At 60.1% G+C, this 15,017-nt stretch carries 23 protein-coding genes; 3 read left to right on the top strand and 20 right to left on the bottom strand.

The window, feature by feature from the left end; genetic code table 11:
- Positions 1–146 precede the first annotated feature (146 nt).
- The gene (locus OCV66_RS05935; protein WP_054326798.1) at positions 147–824 is read left to right on the top strand and encodes a TIGR00266 family protein; all 678 of its coding nucleotides are present in this window, start codon (positions 147–149) and stop codon (positions 822–824) included.
- Positions 825–887: 63 nt separating this feature from the next.
- On the opposite strand, the gene trpA is transcribed toward OCV66_RS05935, so the two are convergent.
- From trpA to OCV66_RS05885, 10 genes are all read right to left on the bottom strand, one after another.
- On the bottom strand, positions 888–1,664 hold the full coding sequence (gene trpA / locus OCV66_RS05930) for a tryptophan synthase subunit alpha (RefSeq protein ID WP_054326797.1): 777 nt from the start codon (positions 1,662–1,664) through the stop codon (positions 888–890).
- Positions 1,657–2,841 carry a tryptophan synthase subunit beta gene (gene trpB / locus OCV66_RS05925; RefSeq protein WP_054326796.1) on the bottom strand — a complete coding sequence of 395 codons (1,185 nt, stop codon included), beginning with the start codon at positions 2,839–2,841 and terminating at the stop codon, positions 1,657–1,659. The genes trpA and trpB overlap by 8 nt, the downstream gene beginning before the upstream one ends.
- Entirely contained in the window at positions 2,838–3,449 is a 612-nt protein-coding gene (locus OCV66_RS05920; RefSeq protein WP_054326795.1) for a phosphoribosylanthranilate isomerase, read from the bottom strand. Before OCV66_RS05920 ends, trpB begins: the two co-directional genes overlap by 4 nt.
- A complete protein-coding gene (gene trpC, locus OCV66_RS05915; protein WP_054326794.1) occupies positions 3,446–4,228 on the bottom strand; it encodes an indole-3-glycerol phosphate synthase TrpC in 783 nt (260 codons plus the stop codon). The genes OCV66_RS05920 and trpC overlap by 4 nt, the downstream gene beginning before the upstream one ends.
- Positions 4,225–5,241: an anthranilate phosphoribosyltransferase gene (gene trpD, locus OCV66_RS05910; RefSeq protein WP_054326793.1), complete on the bottom strand. Its 1,017-nt coding sequence runs from the start codon at positions 5,239–5,241 to the stop codon at positions 4,225–4,227. Before trpD ends, trpC begins: the two co-directional genes overlap by 4 nt.
- 18 nt (positions 5,242–5,259) lie before the next feature.
- The gene (locus tag OCV66_RS05905) at positions 5,260–5,829 is read right to left on the bottom strand and encodes an anthranilate synthase component II (protein ID WP_147573953.1); all 570 of its coding nucleotides are present in this window, start codon (positions 5,827–5,829) and stop codon (positions 5,260–5,262) included.
- Entirely contained in the window at positions 5,829–7,286 is a 1,458-nt protein-coding gene (locus OCV66_RS05900; RefSeq protein ID WP_107630897.1) for an anthranilate synthase component I family protein, read from the bottom strand. Before OCV66_RS05900 ends, OCV66_RS05905 begins: the two co-directional genes overlap by 1 nt.
- A 446-nt stretch (positions 7,287–7,732) precedes the next feature.
- The gene (locus OCV66_RS05895; protein ID WP_082396942.1) at positions 7,733–7,909 is read right to left on the bottom strand and encodes a ribbon-helix-helix domain-containing protein; all 177 of its coding nucleotides are present in this window, start codon (positions 7,907–7,909) and stop codon (positions 7,733–7,735) included.
- Positions 7,910–7,982: 73 nt separating this feature from the next.
- A complete protein-coding gene (locus OCV66_RS05890; protein ID WP_147573952.1) occupies positions 7,983–8,240 on the bottom strand; it encodes a hypothetical protein in 258 nt (85 codons plus the stop codon).
- A 14-nt stretch (positions 8,241–8,254) separates the two neighbouring features.
- Positions 8,255–9,265 (bottom strand): SPFH domain-containing protein, encoded by a 1,011-nt coding sequence (locus OCV66_RS05885; protein ID WP_107630898.1) that lies wholly within the window; start codon positions 9,263–9,265, stop codon positions 8,255–8,257.
- Between the two features lie 160 nt (positions 9,266–9,425).
- Between OCV66_RS05885 and OCV66_RS05880 the strand changes: the two genes are divergently transcribed.
- Positions 9,426–10,271 (top strand): LysM peptidoglycan-binding domain-containing protein, encoded by an 846-nt coding sequence (locus tag OCV66_RS05880; protein WP_147573951.1) that lies wholly within the window; start codon positions 9,426–9,428, stop codon positions 10,269–10,271.
- A 68-nt stretch (positions 10,272–10,339) separates the two neighbouring features.
- Here OCV66_RS05880 and OCV66_RS05875 read toward each other — a convergent pair whose 3' ends face one another.
- Genes OCV66_RS05875 through OCV66_RS05860 form a run of 4 tightly spaced genes read right to left on the bottom strand, consistent with a single transcriptional unit; the run spans position 10,340 to position 11,892 of the window.
- Positions 10,340–11,161: a peptidoglycan recognition protein family protein gene (locus tag OCV66_RS05875; protein ID WP_054326786.1), complete on the bottom strand. Its 822-nt coding sequence runs from the start codon at positions 11,159–11,161 to the stop codon at positions 10,340–10,342.
- A gap of 3 nt (positions 11,162–11,164) precedes the next feature.
- Complete coding sequence (locus OCV66_RS05870) at positions 11,165–11,434, bottom strand: phage holin (protein WP_147573950.1); 270 nt, start codon at positions 11,432–11,434, stop codon at positions 11,165–11,167.
- On the bottom strand, positions 11,412–11,654 hold the full coding sequence (locus tag OCV66_RS05865) for a hypothetical protein (RefSeq protein WP_107631482.1): 243 nt from the start codon (positions 11,652–11,654) through the stop codon (positions 11,412–11,414). Before OCV66_RS05865 ends, OCV66_RS05870 begins: the two co-directional genes overlap by 23 nt.
- 43 nt (positions 11,655–11,697) lie before the next feature.
- The gene (locus tag OCV66_RS05860; RefSeq protein ID WP_147573949.1) at positions 11,698–11,892 is read right to left on the bottom strand and encodes a hypothetical protein; all 195 of its coding nucleotides are present in this window, start codon (positions 11,890–11,892) and stop codon (positions 11,698–11,700) included.
- Between the two features lie 183 nt (positions 11,893–12,075).
- On the opposite strand from OCV66_RS05860, the gene OCV66_RS05855 reads away from it, so the two are divergent.
- A complete protein-coding gene (locus OCV66_RS05855; protein ID WP_147573948.1) occupies positions 12,076–12,357 on the top strand; it encodes a hypothetical protein in 282 nt (93 codons plus the stop codon).
- A 29-nt stretch (positions 12,358–12,386) separates the two neighbouring features.
- On the opposite strand, the gene OCV66_RS05850 is transcribed toward OCV66_RS05855, so the two are convergent.
- The 6 genes from OCV66_RS05850 to OCV66_RS05825 all read right to left on the bottom strand — a co-directional run bounded on the left by OCV66_RS05850 (position 12,387) and on the right by OCV66_RS05825 (position 15,008).
- Positions 12,387–12,710, bottom strand: a complete 324-nt coding sequence (locus tag OCV66_RS05850) for a hypothetical protein (RefSeq protein WP_147573947.1) — start codon at positions 12,708–12,710, stop codon at positions 12,387–12,389.
- Between the two features lie 37 nt (positions 12,711–12,747).
- Complete coding sequence (locus OCV66_RS05845; RefSeq protein ID WP_262563959.1) at positions 12,748–13,065, bottom strand: hypothetical protein; 318 nt, start codon at positions 13,063–13,065, stop codon at positions 12,748–12,750.
- A gap of 182 nt (positions 13,066–13,247) precedes the next feature.
- On the bottom strand, positions 13,248–13,592 hold the full coding sequence (locus OCV66_RS05840) for a hypothetical protein (protein WP_262563957.1): 345 nt from the start codon (positions 13,590–13,592) through the stop codon (positions 13,248–13,250).
- Between the two features lie 22 nt (positions 13,593–13,614).
- Positions 13,615–13,923, bottom strand: coding sequence for a hypothetical protein (locus tag OCV66_RS05835; protein WP_147573944.1), 309 nt, complete (start codon positions 13,921–13,923; stop codon positions 13,615–13,617).
- A gap of 73 nt (positions 13,924–13,996) precedes the next feature.
- Complete coding sequence (locus OCV66_RS05830; RefSeq protein WP_147573943.1) at positions 13,997–14,431, bottom strand: putative ABC transporter permease; 435 nt, start codon at positions 14,429–14,431, stop codon at positions 13,997–13,999.
- Positions 14,388–15,008, bottom strand: a complete 621-nt coding sequence (locus OCV66_RS05825; protein ID WP_147573942.1) for a hypothetical protein — start codon at positions 15,006–15,008, stop codon at positions 14,388–14,390. Before OCV66_RS05825 ends, OCV66_RS05830 begins: the two co-directional genes overlap by 44 nt.
- Between the last annotated feature and the right edge of the window lie 9 nt (positions 15,009–15,017).

The raw sequence follows: 15,017 nt of genomic DNA, 5'->3' as shown, positions 1-15,017 counted from the left end.
GTATTCCTTTTATTATGTTTTCAATTATATCATATTAGACGAACCGGATACAAGCCTTGTTCCATTTGCTTGACAGCATCCCGTTTCCACGATACTATAAAAATGGAAGTTTTATTCACCTCAGCACTGTAAAAGGAGGATACCGTATGAATTATGAAATCAAGGGCGGCGTATTTCCGGTCGTGGTCTGCCAGTTGGCCGACGGCGAGCAGATGATCACGGAAAAGGGTTCTATGGTCTGGATGAGTCCCAATATGCAGATGGAAACGCGCGGCGGCGGCCTTGGGAAAATGTTTTCCAAAGCTTTTTCCGGCGAAAGCATGTTCCAGAACATCTATACCGCGAACGGCGCGGGCATGATCGCTTTCGGCTCCAGCTTCCCCGGCAAAGTCCTGCCGCTCGATATCGCCCCCGGCCGCGAAATGATCGTGCAAAAAAACGCATTCCTCGCCTCGGAAGCGGGAGTTGAGCTTTCCATCCATTTCAATAAAAAGCTGGGCGCAGGCTTTTTCGGCGGTGAGGGCTTCATTATGCAGCGCCTGTCCGGTTCCGGCACCGCCTTTGTTGAGATTGACGGCGAGTTGGTCGAATACGATCTGGCTGCGGGGCAGAAAATGGTGGTTGACACCGGAAACGTCGCGGGCTTTGAGCCGAGCGTGTCCATCGATATCCAGCAGGTACCCGGCCTGAAAAACAAGCTGCTCGGCGGTGAGGGGCTGTTTAACACTACCCTGACCGGCCCGGGCAAAATCTGGCTGCAGACCATGCCGATCTCCGGCGTCGCCATGGCCATCCGCCCGTTCATCCCTACGGGCAACGGCTGACCGGCTGGTCATTATTTGCAAAAAAGTGGAGGAAACAGGAGTTTCCTCCACTTTTTTGCATTTTTACAGCGCATGCACTGCCTGTACCATCTCGCGTACATAGGCTGTGACCGGCGGCACGCAGTCCGCGCCGTACTGGGCGCACAGCTTGACGATCGCCGAGCCGACAATCGCGCCGTCCGACTTCGCCGCCATTTCCGCCGCCTGCGCGGGTGTGGAAATGCCGAAGCCGACCGCGCACGGGATATCGCGCTCCTCCCGCACCAGCCGCACCATCGCGCCCACGTCGGTCGTGATATGTGAGCGCACGCCGGTCACGCCGAGCGAGGACACGCAATACACAAAGCCCTCGGCCGCGCGCGCAATCGCACGGACACGCTCGTGCGAGGTCGGCGCGACAAGCGAGATCAGATCAAGCCCGTACTGCCGGCACAGCGGATCAAATTCACCCTTTTCCTCATACGGCAGATCGGGCAGGATCAGCCCGTCCATGCCGGCCTCCGCCGCAGTGCGGATAAACCGTTCCGCCCCATAAGAGAACACCACGTTGGCATAGGTCATGAATACCATAGGCACGTCGGTTCTGGCGCGCAAACGGCGCACCATGTCGAAAATCTTATCCGTCGTCACGCCGCCCGCGAGCGCACGTTCGTTCGCCGCCTGAATGACCGGCCCCTCCGCGGTCGGGTCGGAAAACGGAATGCCAAGCTCGATCAGGTCCGCGCCCGCTTCCGCCATTGCGCAGACCAGCGCCTCGGTCACCGCGAGCGACGGGTCGCCGCAGGTGACGAACGGGATGAACGCCTTGCCGCGGGCAAATGCCTGCCTTACCTTACTCATGGATATCCTCCCCCCGATAACGCGCGATCGCGGCGCAGTCCTTATCGCCGCGGCCTGAAATGTTGATGACAATGATCTGGTCTTTGCCCATCTGCGGCGCGAGCTTCATCGCATGCGCGACCGCGTGCGCGGATTCGATCGCCGGTATAATGCCCTCGGTTCGGGACAGGTACTCGAACGCTTCCACCGCCTCGTCGTCCGTGACGGCGACGTATTCCGCGCGGCCGATGTCGTGCAGGTAGGCATGCTCCGGCCCGATGCCTGGGTAGTCCAGCCCTGCGGAAATCGAATACACCGGCGCGATCTGGCCGTACCCGTCTTGGCAGAAATAGCTCTTCATGCCATGGAAAATGCCCAGCCGTCCGGTGGCGATAGTGGCGGCAGTCTCGGCCGTGTCCACGCCGCGGCCCGCGGCCTCGCAGCCGATCAGCCGCACGCCCTTATCCTCAATGAAGTGGTAGAACGCGCCGATGGCGTTCGAGCCGCCGCCCACGCACGCCAGCACCGCGTCCGGCAGGCGGCCTTCCCGCTCCAGCACCTGCGCCCTGATCTCCCTGGAGATCACCGCCTGGAAATCGCGCACAATGGTCGGGAACGGGTGCGGCCCCATGCACGAGCCGAGGACGTAATGCGTATCCTCGATGCGGCTGGTCCACTCGCGCATGGTTTCACTGACCGCGTCCTTGAGCGTACCCGTGCCGTTGTCCACCGGATGCACCCGCGCACCCAGCAGCCGCATGCGGTACACGTTGAGCGCCTGCCGCTCGGTGTCCTCGCGCCCCATGAACACCTCGCACTCCATGTCCATCAGCGCGGCGGCGGTTGCTGTAGCCACACCGTGCTGTCCCGCGCCAGTCTCCGCGATCACGCGGGTCTTGCCCATTCTTTTGGCCAGCAGCACCTGCCCGAGCACGTTGTTGATCTTGTGCGCGCCTGTGTGGTTCAGGTCCTCGCGCTTGAGGTAAACCTTCGCTCCTCCCAGATCGCGCGTCATGCGCGCCGCATGATACAGGCGGCTCGGACGGCCTGCATAATCGTTCAGCAGTCCGGTCAGTTCCGCCTGAAAGGTGGGGTCGTTTTGATAGCGCTCATACGCCTGTTCGAGTTCAATGACCGCGTTCATCAGTGTTTCCGGCATGTACTGTCCGCCGTGTACGCCAAATCGTCCTTTGCTCATGGCTGTTCTCCCCTTACCAGCGCCGCCACGCGGCGCATTTTTGTTTCGTCCTTGACGCTGTCCGTTTCGATCCCGCTCGACAGGTCGAGCGCGTACGCGCCCGTGCGCAGGGCGAGCGGGAGGTTGCTTTCATTCAGGCCTCCGGCGAGGAAGTACGGCTTTTCCACCGCCCCGATCAGCGACCAGTCAAATGTGTGTCCGCTCCCACCGCAGACGCCTTTTATCGAAGCATCCAACAGCAGGAATTCCACTGGATAGTCTTTTACCCGTTCAATATCCGCATACGCCCCCACACGGACCGCATACAGCACCTGCGCGCCTGTCATACCGCGCAGGCGATCGAGATACGCCCTGTTTTCCCCGCCGTGAAGCTGCACCAGGTCGATTACGCCCGCGTTTACCAGCGCTGCGATGCGCTCCGGTTCGTCATTGACAAACACGCCCACGGCCTGTATGCCCGGCGCAAGCTGCGCGCGCAGCCGCGCCGCCTGTTCCTCGGTCACACGGCGTCGGCTGTCCGCAAACACAAAGCCGACATAGTCGGGGCGGGCCGCATTTGCAGCCAGGATATCCTGCTTGCGGGTCAGGCCGCAGAATTTGAGCTTCATTTCACCGCCTCCCTCAGGCCGCGCAGCGCCTCCTCCTTATCGAGCGACCGCATCAGGTATTCGCCCACCAGCAGCGCGTCCGCCCCAGCCTGCCGCAGCGCAGCCGCGTCCGCCGGACAGGATACGCCGCTCTCTGCGACAAAGACCGCGCCCGCCGGCACGCCCGCGCGCAGCCGCGCTGCATTGTTCAAATCGACCGAGAAATCCTTCAGGTTGCGGTTATTCACGCCGATTACCCGCGCACCCGCTGCAGCTGCGGAACGCAACTCCGCTTCGTCGTGCGTCTCCACCAGCGCGGACAGGCCGAGCGCGTCACAGACCGCAAGATATCGCCGCAGCGTATCCGTATCCAGCAGCCCACAGAGCAGCAGTACCGCGTCCGCGCCCAACACCTTCGCCTCGTAGAGCTGATATTCGTCCACCGTAAAATCCTTGCGCAGCAGGGGAACATCGACCGCCAGCCGTACCGCACGGAAGATATCGTCCGAGCCGAGGAACCATTTCGACTCGGTCAGCACCGAGATGCAGTCCGCGCCCGCCTCCTCGTACTGCCCGGCAATGCCAAGGTAGTCGAACTGCGGATCGATCACGCCCTTGGAGGGGCTGGCCTTTTTGATCTCGCAGATGAATGCGGCTTCTCTGCCCGCGAGCGCCTTTTCAAAGCGGAAGTCTCCGCGCGGCAGGGCTTCGGCCCGCGCCCTGAGCTCCTCCAGCGGGACACGCGCCCTGGCTGCCGCGACCCGCTCGCGCGCATGGGCGGCAATTTCGTCCAGGATCATGCGGATACCTCCTGTGTCGTCCGGATAAACTGTCCCAGCTTGGCATACGCTGCGCCGCTGTCGATCAGCTCCGCGGCCTTTTTGATGCCATCTGCGAGCTGGATGCCGTCGATACCAAGGTAGAGCGCGATACCCGCGTTGAGCAGTATCTCGCTGCGCTTCGCGCCGCGCTCTTTGCCCGAAAGTACGTCGCGCGTGATCTGCGCGTTCTCTTGCGGCGAGCCGCCGCGCAGGTCGGCCACCGTGCAGGACGGCAGGCCGAGGTCGGCCGGCGTGAACGCATACGGCGTCAGCTTGCCGAAGCGGATCTCGCACACCTTGTTCTCCCCGAGCAGGCTCGCCTCGTCCATGCCCCCGCCGCAGACCACCATGCCGCGCGTCACGCCGAGGTTGGAGAGTACCTGCGCCATCGGCAGCACCAGCTTTTCGTCGTACACGCCGAGCAACTGCATGGTCGCGCGCGCCGGATTGGACAGCGGCCCCAGCACGTTGAACAGCGTGCGCTCGCGCATACCCTTGCGCACGGGCGCAACGTTTTTCATCGACTTGTGATAGCCCTGCGCGAACAGGAAGCAGATACCGGTTTCCGTGAGCACGCGCTCGTTCTGCTCTGGGGACAGGTCGATCGCCGCGCCCAGCGCTTCGAGCACGTCTGCCGCGCCCGACTTGGACGACACCGAGCGGTTGCCGTGCTTGGCGATCGGCACTCCGCCCGCCGCCGCGACAAAGGACGCGGTGGTCGAGATGTTGAACGAGCCGACCTCGTCCCCGCCGGTGCCGACAATGTCCATCACCGCGCCGCGCGGCTCGATATGCGCGCCCTTTTCGCGCATCACCTCGGCACAGGCCGTGATTTCGGTGATGGTTTCGCCCTTCATGCGCAGGGCGGTGAGCAGCGTCGCCATCTCGATATCGGTCGCCGTACCGTCCATCATCTCCTGCATCGTGGCGCGGGCGGTGTCATAATCCAGATCCCTGCCGTTGATCACTGTGTGGATCGCCTGCTGTATCATTTGCTTTGCCTCCTTAGCTCAATGGGTGGATAGGAAATTTTTCAGTATCGTATCGCCCCGCGGGGTCAGGATGGATTCCGGATGGAACTGCACCCCGTAAACGGGCCGCGTTTTGTGCCGCACGGCCATGATCTCGCCGTTCCCATCGCGCGCGGTCACGACAAGGCAGTCCGGCAGGGTGTCCGGCTCGGCCACCAGCGAGTGGTAGCGCGCGACCGTCACCTGCCCTTCCAGCCCGCGGAACAGCGGATCGTCCGGATCGAGTGTGACCGTACTCTGCTTGCCGTGCATCAGCCGTTTCGCGTGTACGATACGCGCGCCGAATACCTCGCAGATCGCCTGATGCCCGAGGCACACGCCGAGAATGGGGATGCGGCCGCCCAGGCGCCGGATCACGTCCTCGCAGACGCCCGCGTCCTTCGGGTAGCCTGGGCCAGGCGACAGGAGGATGTGCGAGGGCTGCATCTGCTCGACCGCGCCGGCCGTTACCGCGTCGTTGCGCACCACCCGAATATCCGGCCGGATCGCCGCGGCCTGCTGGTACAGGTTGTAGGCAAAGGAATCGTAATTGTCGATCAGGAGTATCATCAGCCGTCCACCTCCGATGCGCGTTCGATCGCGCTCATCACCGCGCGCGCCTTGTTCGCGCTTTCCATATATTCGTTATGCGGCACGGAGTCCGCCACGATACCGCCGCCCGCCTGCACGGTGACCATGCCCTCCTTCTTCGCCGCCATGCGGATGGCGATGCAGGTGTCCATATTGCCCGCCAGATCCAAATAGCCGAGCGCGCCGCCGTATACGCCGCGCGGCGCGCGCTCCAGCTCCTCAATGATCTCGCACGCACGTATTTTAGGCGCGCCGGACAGCGTACCCGCGGGCAGCACCGCCTCGAGCGCGTCGAGCGCGTCGCAGCCGTCCGCGAGATCGCCCTCGACCTGCGAGCAGATGTGCATGATCTTGGAATAGCGGTGAATCATCTGATAGGCGGTCACCTCCACCGAGCCGATCCGCGACACCCTCCCCAGGTCGTTGCGTCCCAAATCGACCAGCATATTATGCTCGGAAAGCTCCTTTTCGTCCGCCAGCAGCTCGCGTTCGAGCGTCTTGTCCTCGGCCGGTGTCGCGCCGCGCGGGCGGGAGCCGGCGACCGGAAAGGTGGTCAGCCGCCTGTCCTGCAGACGCACCAGCGTTTCGGGCGAGGAACACATGATCTCGTCTCCGTCGATGGACAGAAACACCATGTAGGGCGAGGGGTTGGTCGTGCGCAGCACACGGTAGGCCGGAAGCAGGCTGCCCGTATAGGGGCTGGTGAACTGCCGCGACTGCACTGCCTGAAAAATATCGCCGTTATAGATGTATTCCCGCGTTTTGCGGACAACTGCCGCGTACTGTTCCTCGGTTATGCTGCAGGAGAAGCAGGGCGTTTCCGCGGCCTGCAGCGGCGGGAGCGGGCTTTGGTCGTTCACCAGTGCGGCCATGTTTTCCAGCTCGGCGCAGGCTTTGCCGTAATTCTCCATCACGCTGTCCGTACTCATGTTGACAACCAGCACGAGCTTTTGCCGCAGATGGTCGTAGGCGATCACCTTGTCGAACAGCAGCAGGTCGAAGTCCTCCCACGCGCCGCGCCGGATGCGCAGCTTAGGTTCGGCGTAGCCCAACATTGCGTAAGCGAAGTAGCCCACGAACCCGCCGGTAAACGGCGGCAGTCCCTCGATGCGGGGCGCGCGGTACTTGCCCAGCAGCTCCCGCAGCACATCGAGCGGCTTTGCGGTCTGTATGGTGCGGTTTTCCGCGCCCTCGATCGTGACCACGCCGTTTTTACACCGTGCGCGCAGCACCGGATCGTAGCCGAGGAAGGAGTAGCGCGCCCATTTTTCGCCACCCTCCACGCTTTCCAGCAGGAAAAACCGTCTGGACCGCGCCTGCAGCCGCCGCAGCAGCGCGATCGGCGTGACCATATCCGCGTAGATTTCGCGGCAGACCGGAATGGTCGCATACCGCTCCGCCAGTTTTACGATTGCATCACAGCCTGGTGTTATCATATTTACCGCCCTCCGTTTGAAAACGATCTGGGCATCGGGGCAAGAAAAAAAGCCTTTGCCCTCACGATGCCGTCCTGCATCATGGGACAAAAGCCGAAACTTCTGCGGTGCCACCCAAATTGGCGTAAAAACGCCCGCTCAACAGCGCGCCAACACGCGCCCTCCCCTGGTAACGGCGGGATGCCCGTCAGCCATACTCTCCGGCGCGCCGGATTTGGGGCTGCCCTCACAAGTCCATTCGGAAACGGCCTTCGCTGCCACCCTCGCACCAACGGGCGGCTCTCTGGGAGCGCGGTCTCGCTCTTACTTACTCTTGCTCTGCGGTTTTGCCTTGTTCTGGTACACAGTATATGCTTTCTATAATAATTTGTCAAGCATTTTCTCTTCATTTTTTATTACTATAAAAATGGACAGGCCGCCGCACGGCAGCCTGTCCGGTTTGTCCGCTACTCGTCATCCTTCGTCTGTACTTTTTTCCTTTTGCGCACCGCTTCGGTGAGCAGGTACTCGATCTGGCCGTTGACCGAGCGGAACTCATCCTCTGCCCATCGGGCCAGCTCGTCGTACAGCGAGGCGGACAGCCGCAACGGCACCTGCTTTTTCGCTTTTTCCTTGTCCGCCATGGCCGCGCCCCCTTAAATCATTTTTCAAACTCGGATATATACCGCTCACACCGCCACCCAGCCGTTTTTCAGGCTATGTCTCATTATGCAAAATGCGCCGCACAAAACGTACCAGTCGTGCCAGGCCTATCACGCCCAGCGCCGCAAGCAGCAATGCCGCCACCATGTTCTCACGCATTGACCACGCGAGGAACAGGCAAAAGCCGGAAGCAGCGGTAATCAGCACAAGGAACAGTATACGCAGCACATACCGCAACGGTTTAGGCAAGATTTCCGATGCGGCAGCATTCATCGCGGCATTGCGCGCGAGCCGCACAAAAAACGTAAACATGTTTTATCCCTCTTTTAGTAAATACTGCCCGAATTAACAACAGGCTGCGCGTCCTTTCCTGCGCAAAGCACAACCATCAGGTTGGAAACCATCTGCGCCTTGCGCTCATCGTCCAGATCCACCACCTGCTTGGCGCTCAGCTCTTCCAGCGCCATTTCGACCATACCTACCGCGCCCTCGACAATCATCTTGCGCGCGTCCACAACCGCGCTCGCCTGCTGGCGCTGCAGCATGGCCGCCGCGATCTCCGGCGCATAGGCCAGCGTAGTGATGCGCGCCTCTTCAATCCGCAGACCTGCGCATGCTACGCGTCCCTGTATCTCCTCCGCCAGTACGGCGGCAATCTCCTGCGCGGACCCACGCAGGCTTTTTTCGTCCCCTCCCTCGGATACATCGTAGGGGTACAAGCGTACCGTATTGCGCAGCGCCGTGTCCGACTGAATGGACAGGAACTCCTGATAGTTATCCACCGCGAACACCGCCTTTGCCGTGTCCTCAATATGCCAGATGACCGCGATGCCAATGACGATCGGATTGCCGAGCAGATCATTGATCTTCTGCTTGTCGTTGTTAAGCGTCATGGTCTTGAGCGAAAGCTTTTTGCTCATGCTCGCCGCCTTGACAATCTTACCACTCGAAGTATTTTCATTCTTGGCAAGATCATCGAGCGCTTTCTCGCTGGCGCTTTCTACCGTCGGATTGACCGAGCTGCAAAACGGATTGACAAAAAAAATGCCCTCACCCTTGAGCGTACCGATGTACTTGCCGAACAGCGTCAGTACGAGCGCCTCATTCGGCCGCAGCACCTTGATGCCGCACGCCAGCAGCCAACTCGGCACCGCCAGATATACGATGCCCACAACCAGCATAGCAGCCGCCATGCCTCCCATTTCATCCAGATTGACCGCGCCCAGTATGATCAGCGCGACCGCTGCGATGCATAGCAGGATGTCCAGCAGCAAAATCCCCAGTCCATTGGGCGCGCGCAGCGCTTTTTCCTCGTAAAATATGTTCTTTTCGTTCATGCTCTATCCCTCACAATGATATTAATTTGATATCATCATAATACACTTCCCTCTCCCCTTTGTCAACCGCTTTTTCGCTTTTCCGAAATCCATGCGCCGCGCACGACTATTGGCAACCTCTCCCATTCCAGCATAGATTGCAGGGAAAGGTGGTTTTTCTATGGTAATTCATGTCGTACAGCCCGGCGATTCGCTTTACCGCATCGCACAGACGCACGGCGTGCCGCTCCCGTTCCTCATCCAGCAGAACGAGCTGCGCGAACCGGCGCGGCTGACTCCTGGACAGACGATCGTGGTGCCGCAGCCCTCCGAAACCTATCTGGTCAAACGCGGGGATACGCTCGGCAGCATTGCGGCGCGGCACGGCACGACCGTCCTGTCCCTCTGGCAGAACAACCCGCAACTCGGCGGCACAGACCGCATCTATCCCGGCCAGATGCTCGTGCTTTCCTATCCGACGCCCAAGCTCGGTGCCTTTGCGGTCAACGGATATGCGTATCCGAATATCGACCCGCGCTTGCTGCGCAAGACCCTGCCCTATCTGACGTACTTATCCGTTTTTTCCTACGGCTTTGACCGTACCGGCCGCATTCTCCCACAGAACGCCGACCTGCTGATCCGCATGGCGCGGCAATATCAGGTCAAGCCGCTGCTGGTTCTGACCACGCTCGGCGAGGATGGCCAGTTTTCCGGCGAACGAGCGCATCTTGTGCTGCAAAATCCGTCCACGCGCGCGGCGCTGATCGATAACCTTGTTCAAACCCTGGAAAAACAGGGATATGCTGGCGTGGACATTGATTTTGAGTACATCCCGCCCGAGGACGCGGAAAGCTATACCGCTTTCATCCGTGAGGTGCGCGCGCGGCTGGAGCCGCTCGGCAAGATCGTCATGGTCGCGCTCGCCCCCAAAACCTCGGCCGGGCAGCGCGGGCTCCTATACGAGGCGCACGATTACCAAATGCTTGGCGAGGCCGCGGACTATGTGCTGCTGATGACCTATGAGTAAGGCTATTAATGATATGTATAAAGCCCGAGGAACAACCTCGGGCTTTCCCATGTCCAAATTGAACACCGTTATCTCAAACCGGCCGCGAGCTTCCGTACCAGCTCGTCGCCGTACTCATATCGCAGAAGATACGCAATCGTCTGCTCCTCCAGCCCGCAAACCTCCTGCAGCGCATCAACCGCGTCCTGCACGGCCTCGTCGCCCTCCGGCACGAACGGTCGGCACTGCGGCGCGGTGATGGCGGGCATCTGCCGCGCCGCATCGAATACCACGTCATAGCCCGCCTGCGTCAGACTGCGCATTTTGACAAAATTATATCCGTCCTTTTCGATGCACTCGCAGGGGTACGCTGTGCCGTTCAGCAGCACGTTCTTTTTCTCGATCATTCCATCCTCCTCCTCGACCAGCCGCCGCTTGAAATCCTCCCACAACTGCGGATTCCGCACCCATGGCTCCGGACACGCCTTGTGCGTCACATCGTAATGTCGGCATACCCGACTGAGCGGGATATTGTATTTGTCCATCAGGCTGCGCACCAATCCGGCTGTGCGCGCGGCCGTCTGCTCGGTGATCGTATACCGGCCGCCCACTACGTCGCTGCACATTTCAATGCCGATGCTGTTGGCGTTGCGCGCGCCATTGAAATAGCTGCCGCCGCGCTCCGCGCCACAGTGCCAGGCGGTGTCGCTGTCCCGCACGGTCTGTGTTATGCTGTCCTCGTCCACGAAATAATGCGCGCTCGCGCCGCGCCCCGCGCCCTGGAAATAATGCGCATTGTTCGTGTCCGTGTCCCCATCGTTCGCGGTATAGTGGACAACGATCCAGAGGATCGGCGCGGTGCGGCCGCGCGCATAGTTCGAGCTGTGCGCCGGAATAAAGGGTATGTCCATATCCTATTCCTCCAGCGGCTTATCGTAGGTTTTCGCCCGATCGCTGTCGGTCACGCCGCTGGTGGTCGGATCGTTGAGCGCGCTCCAGACATTGCACGCGACCAGGAACAGGCAGTAGGGATTGCTCACCGTACCCTTGATGATCTCCCACACGCCCGCCCAGGTCGTCATGTCGACGGCGGTCAGGCCCGCATAGGCCAGCGCCGTCGCAAACGCGCCGAGGATAATCTGCACCCAAAACACGGGATTCTTAATTCTTACTTTCAGGTTCATAGACAAAACTCCCTTTCATGTCGCGGATATCATGCTCCGCCTCCAGCATGCGCCCCTCCAGTTTATAGGTGCGCTCGACGATTTTGTTGTGTTCGGCCACCTTTTTCTCCAGCTGCTCGATACGGTAGCCCGTCAGGTTGGAGGATATCAGGATACCGCCGAACGTACCCGCCAGCGTCCCGATCAGGCTCATGCCCGCCACGATTACCTCTATTGGCATAGATGGTGGGGCGGTTCTGCCCGCCCCGTCACCTCCTCCCTTGTTACTTTGCGGCCTCGGCTTCCAGCAGATCGTTCAGCGGATAGCCCTTATGCTCGTAATACGCCTTGCGCGCCTTGAAGTCGCGCGCGAGGCCGTGACGGTTGTCAAATACGTCGAGGATGTTCCCGATGCCGTGTACCTTGCCCTCTTTCGCAATTGCCTGAATCTCCGCGTCGTTTTTAATGTAGATGTTCATAATAGTATCCTTTCCGGCCTTGCGGCCTGTCCGTGGTTGATTTATGTCCTCACCCTATGGGTGTGCAGCGTCTTATCTTGACGCGCTCCGGTCAAATGCCCATAGGCACCGCCCCCTTTCCATAAGTTGCATGTTGTCGTGTCCCTTTCTGCGGCGTTATAATAAGGCAGAGAGGTGATCGCCATGTTTTATGATGATCCGGCCAGCGGCAACGCCACGATCAACCCCGCGCTGACCTCGCGCAGGGCGCGCAACTTTACCGGCGTGACCGTCGAGACGCGCACCGTTGGCGGGGCGGTCGAGCCGTACCGCATCACCATGCACGGGAAAACCTATACTGTTACCAAATACCTCGGCTGCCGGTATGATCCCAACCTGTGCGCCACCGAACACGGCATATTCATCGGCAAGCACCGGACTCTGATCTGGCACGCGGATGGCCGCTGGTTTGTCCAGCCGCGTTAAACCGTCCCTATGGGGCGGTTTTGTTTTGCCTACGCTTCCAGCGTGCCGAGCTGGACAGCGCTGAGGTACGCGCTCATCGCAGACGCCGTTGGTATACCCAGATAAGATGCGGTATACATCATCAGGGCTTGCCCGTATTGAGGCGACGTTACCCCGATCGACAGCGTATTGCTCCCGACCTCAACGGGATTTACGAGCTGTACAATCCCATTTTTGTCCTCCACCCGAATCATCTCCCCTGCCTCCGGGGAAATTGTGATCGATTTCCCGCGCAGCTGGGAGCCGGTATAACTCACCCGCGCCTGAAACCGCATCCATCCTCCCGTCCCTGCGGTAACCCCTGCCTGTTGCATGATACACCTCATCCCCGCACCGCCTTTCGGCGGCCTGCTATGCCAGCAAATTTACATAGCAGGCGCGGTCGGCATTGCCTGACGACTGTGTCGCCACGATCTTCCCGTTTTCTACGGAGATTTGAACCCAGGTTTTCGTACTGTGCAGCAGCGTTACCGTTTGCGTTTTTGCGTAATAGGCATATACCGCCATAGCATACCAGCTGTTGTTGTAATTGAAATATGATGTGATCAGCGTGTCGTTTTTGGGAGCGTCGCACACCTCCCAGACCGCATACTGGGGAAAGCTCTCCTTTACATACTGCCTGATCTGCGGCGCAGCGGCCGCCGTCTGTCCGTGCATGATACACCTCATTTCCGGCACCGCCTTTCGGTGCCAATGTCGGGAAATGCGTATCTAAATCGCTGTTTAGATACCCCCCCCCCCGCATATTTTTGCGCTTTTCATAACTTTTTCCTCCATTTCAATGCATTTTCGTTTTGTTTATACCTTGTGATACACAATGCGCTGATTACCGTATATCCGGAGGCATGACGTCAATAAAATACAACATAGTTGTAATGCAATCCGCTTGTATTTGCATTTACATCGCTGTATGGGTCGCTGGTCGAGCTGGATGTTTTGTTATGCACGACAAACCCATTATCCGTAACCGCCGCGATCTCCCGCCGCCAATTATATGTTTTAGCGGGCCAGTCGCGCGAGGCCATGCCGCCATAGGCGTCGCTATACGGGTCGCCAATCGAATACTCCGCACAAAGTACCAGCACCATTTCAGGGTGTACGCCGAGTGAAATGGTACGGGTTGCAGTGCCATCCCCTGTATAGGAGCCTGTGATAATCTTTGGCCCGCCTCCCCCGTGGATCATATTGCACCTCATGCGGCCACCGCCTTTCGGCGGCTCAGAAGAACGCGACGTATGCCAGCCCGCAAAGCGTTTTGTTTCCGCTCCCGTCTTTGTTCTGGTAATCCGAGCTTACTTTTTCCACTGTAAAGCCCGTGTCCGTCCGCGTAATCGTTGAGGTCATATTGCCGTACATCTGCAGCGTCTCGGTGTCCCCCTTTTCGAAAAACATAAACCATGTGTTTCCGTAATCTCTGAGAAGCAGATGCTTCGGCTTCGCACCGAGGTTCACCGTCTGTCCCTCGTTTGCATGCCCGCAGACCGGCGCTCTCCCGCCCGCGGTCTCCCGCGTCATGTTGCACCTCATACGCGGCGCCTCCTCTCAGCGCCGTTTTGGGGAAATCCGCACTTAAACCGTGGTTTAAGTACCCCCCCCCCGATTATTTTTCGTCATTTTCATAACTTTTTCCTCCTTTTAGAAGCCAATGCAGCAGGTTTTCCACCTTTACGGCAACAAAGCTAAGCCCGAACCACGCCGCCGAAAACTGCGGGCATACCTGCCCCCAAAGGTTGCAGGGCATGTCCGAGTAGTCCCACACGCCCCAGCCGAGCCAGCGGTTGACCACCAGCCCCACGAGCAGCTCCAGCCCTGTCACGATCGCCGCGCCCTGCAGCATCTGCAGCGGCAGCGGCGGGTGCTCCTGTATCTCGTCCAGCAGGCCGATCAGCACAAAGCACACACCGCCCAGCACGCCCATTGTCCAATGGGTGCGCCCGCGCCAAAGCAATTCGATACCCATGTACGCCAGCCCGCCGAGCACGGCCATGCCGCTATGCAGCGCCAGCGACCGTGCTGTAATCGATCTGCACCGCATTGATCTCCTCCTCACTCTCCGCCGCCCAGATCGCGGCCTTGACCGTTTCCTGATACCGCCGGTACGGGTAAACATACGCGGCAATCGCCAGCGAGAGCGCCGTGTACTCCTCCACCGTGAATACCCTGCACGCCTGCTTCTGCGCGTGCCACTCCAGCACCGCCTCCTGCCGCGCCTGCACCGCAAGCTGGTACTGCATCAGGTTGAGCGCCAGCTCGTCCTGGTCCTCCTGCGTCACGCCGTAGGTCTGGCCGTCCGTCCAGACGAGCGGATGCGCGGCCAGCCAGTCCGCGAGCGCCTGCTTGTTTGCCTCCTGGCGCGCCTCGCGCAGCGTGTCCAGCCCGGGCGCGGGCGGCGGCTCCGGCGCTGGGCTGTTGGATAACGTCAGCGTACCCCCGTCCGTCTCGCACCGCAGCCAGTCCGCCACCGTGTAGCGGCACAGCTCCGCGCCGTCGTCCGCCTGTATCACCAGCACCCCGCCCGGCTCTATGGCCTCCCGCGCCGTGATTACGCACCCGTCTGCCGTCGGCCGGAACGTGACGCCCTCATAGGTCTTATCGTTTGTGAGCAGCTTCATTGATGCACC

Origin of the sequence: Agathobaculum ammoniilyticum (genome assembly GCF_025567315.1) — a bacterium.
Classification (GTDB): Bacteria; Bacillota; Clostridia; order Oscillospirales; family Butyricicoccaceae; genus Agathobaculum; species Agathobaculum ammoniilyticum.
Note: the sequence above shows the minus strand (reverse complement) of the source record. Positions and strands in the feature narration are given on the sequence as shown.

Coding starts and splice junctions, on each gene's coding strand:
- trpD (WP_054326793.1), bottom strand. CDS start 5,241: ATGATACAGCAGGCGATCCACACAGTGATCAACGGCAGGGATCTGGAT.
- OCV66_RS05855 (WP_147573948.1), top strand. CDS start 12,076: ATGTTTTATGATGATCCGGCCAGCGGCAACGCCACGATCAACCCCGCG.
- OCV66_RS05880 (WP_147573951.1), top strand. CDS start 9,426: ATGGTAATTCATGTCGTACAGCCCGGCGATTCGCTTTACCGCATCGCA.
- OCV66_RS05860 (WP_147573949.1), bottom strand. CDS start 11,892: ATGAACATCTACATTAAAAACGACGCGGAGATTCAGGCAATTGCGAAA.
- trpA (WP_054326797.1), bottom strand. CDS start 1,664: ATGAGTAAGGTAAGGCAGGCATTTGCCCGCGGCAAGGCGTTCATCCCG.
- OCV66_RS05890 (WP_147573952.1), bottom strand. CDS start 8,240: ATGTTTACGTTTTTTGTGCGGCTCGCGCGCAATGCCGCGATGAATGCT.
- trpC (WP_054326794.1), bottom strand. CDS start 4,228: ATGATCCTGGACGAAATTGCCGCCCATGCGCGCGAGCGGGTCGCGGCA.
- OCV66_RS05875 (WP_054326786.1), bottom strand. CDS start 11,161: ATGGACATACCCTTTATTCCGGCGCACAGCTCGAACTATGCGCGCGGC.
- OCV66_RS05885 (WP_107630898.1), bottom strand. CDS start 9,265: ATGAACGAAAAGAACATATTTTACGAGGAAAAAGCGCTGCGCGCGCCC.
- OCV66_RS05920 (WP_054326795.1), bottom strand. CDS start 3,449: ATGAAGCTCAAATTCTGCGGCCTGACCCGCAAGCAGGATATCCTGGCT.
- trpB (WP_054326796.1), bottom strand. CDS start 2,841: ATGAGCAAAGGACGATTTGGCGTACACGGCGGACAGTACATGCCGGAA.
- OCV66_RS05895 (WP_082396942.1), bottom strand. CDS start 7,909: ATGGCGGACAAGGAAAAAGCGAAAAAGCAGGTGCCGTTGCGGCTGTCC.
- OCV66_RS05935 (WP_054326798.1), top strand. CDS start 147: ATGAATTATGAAATCAAGGGCGGCGTATTTCCGGTCGTGGTCTGCCAG.
- OCV66_RS05830 (WP_147573943.1), bottom strand. CDS start 14,431: ATGCGGTGCAGATCGATTACAGCACGGTCGCTGGCGCTGCATAGCGGC.
- OCV66_RS05840 (WP_262563957.1), bottom strand. CDS start 13,592: ATGAGGTGCAATATGATCCACGGGGGAGGCGGGCCAAAGATTATCACA.
- OCV66_RS05900 (WP_107630897.1), bottom strand. CDS start 7,286: ATGATAACACCAGGCTGTGATGCAATCGTAAAACTGGCGGAGCGGTAT.
- OCV66_RS05905 (WP_147573953.1), bottom strand. CDS start 5,829: ATGATACTCCTGATCGACAATTACGATTCCTTTGCCTACAACCTGTAC.
- OCV66_RS05835 (WP_147573944.1), bottom strand. CDS start 13,923: ATGAGGTGCAACATGACGCGGGAGACCGCGGGCGGGAGAGCGCCGGTC.
- OCV66_RS05870 (WP_147573950.1), bottom strand. CDS start 11,434: ATGAACCTGAAAGTAAGAATTAAGAATCCCGTGTTTTGGGTGCAGATT.
- OCV66_RS05825 (WP_147573942.1), bottom strand. CDS start 15,008: ATGAAGCTGCTCACAAACGATAAGACCTATGAGGGCGTCACGTTCCGG.
- OCV66_RS05850 (WP_147573947.1), bottom strand. CDS start 12,710: ATGCAACAGGCAGGGGTTACCGCAGGGACGGGAGGATGGATGCGGTTT.
- OCV66_RS05865 (WP_107631482.1), bottom strand. CDS start 11,654: ATGCCAATAGAGGTAATCGTGGCGGGCATGAGCCTGATCGGGACGCTG.
- OCV66_RS05845 (WP_262563959.1), bottom strand. CDS start 13,065: ATGAGGTGTATCATGCACGGACAGACGGCGGCCGCTGCGCCGCAGATC.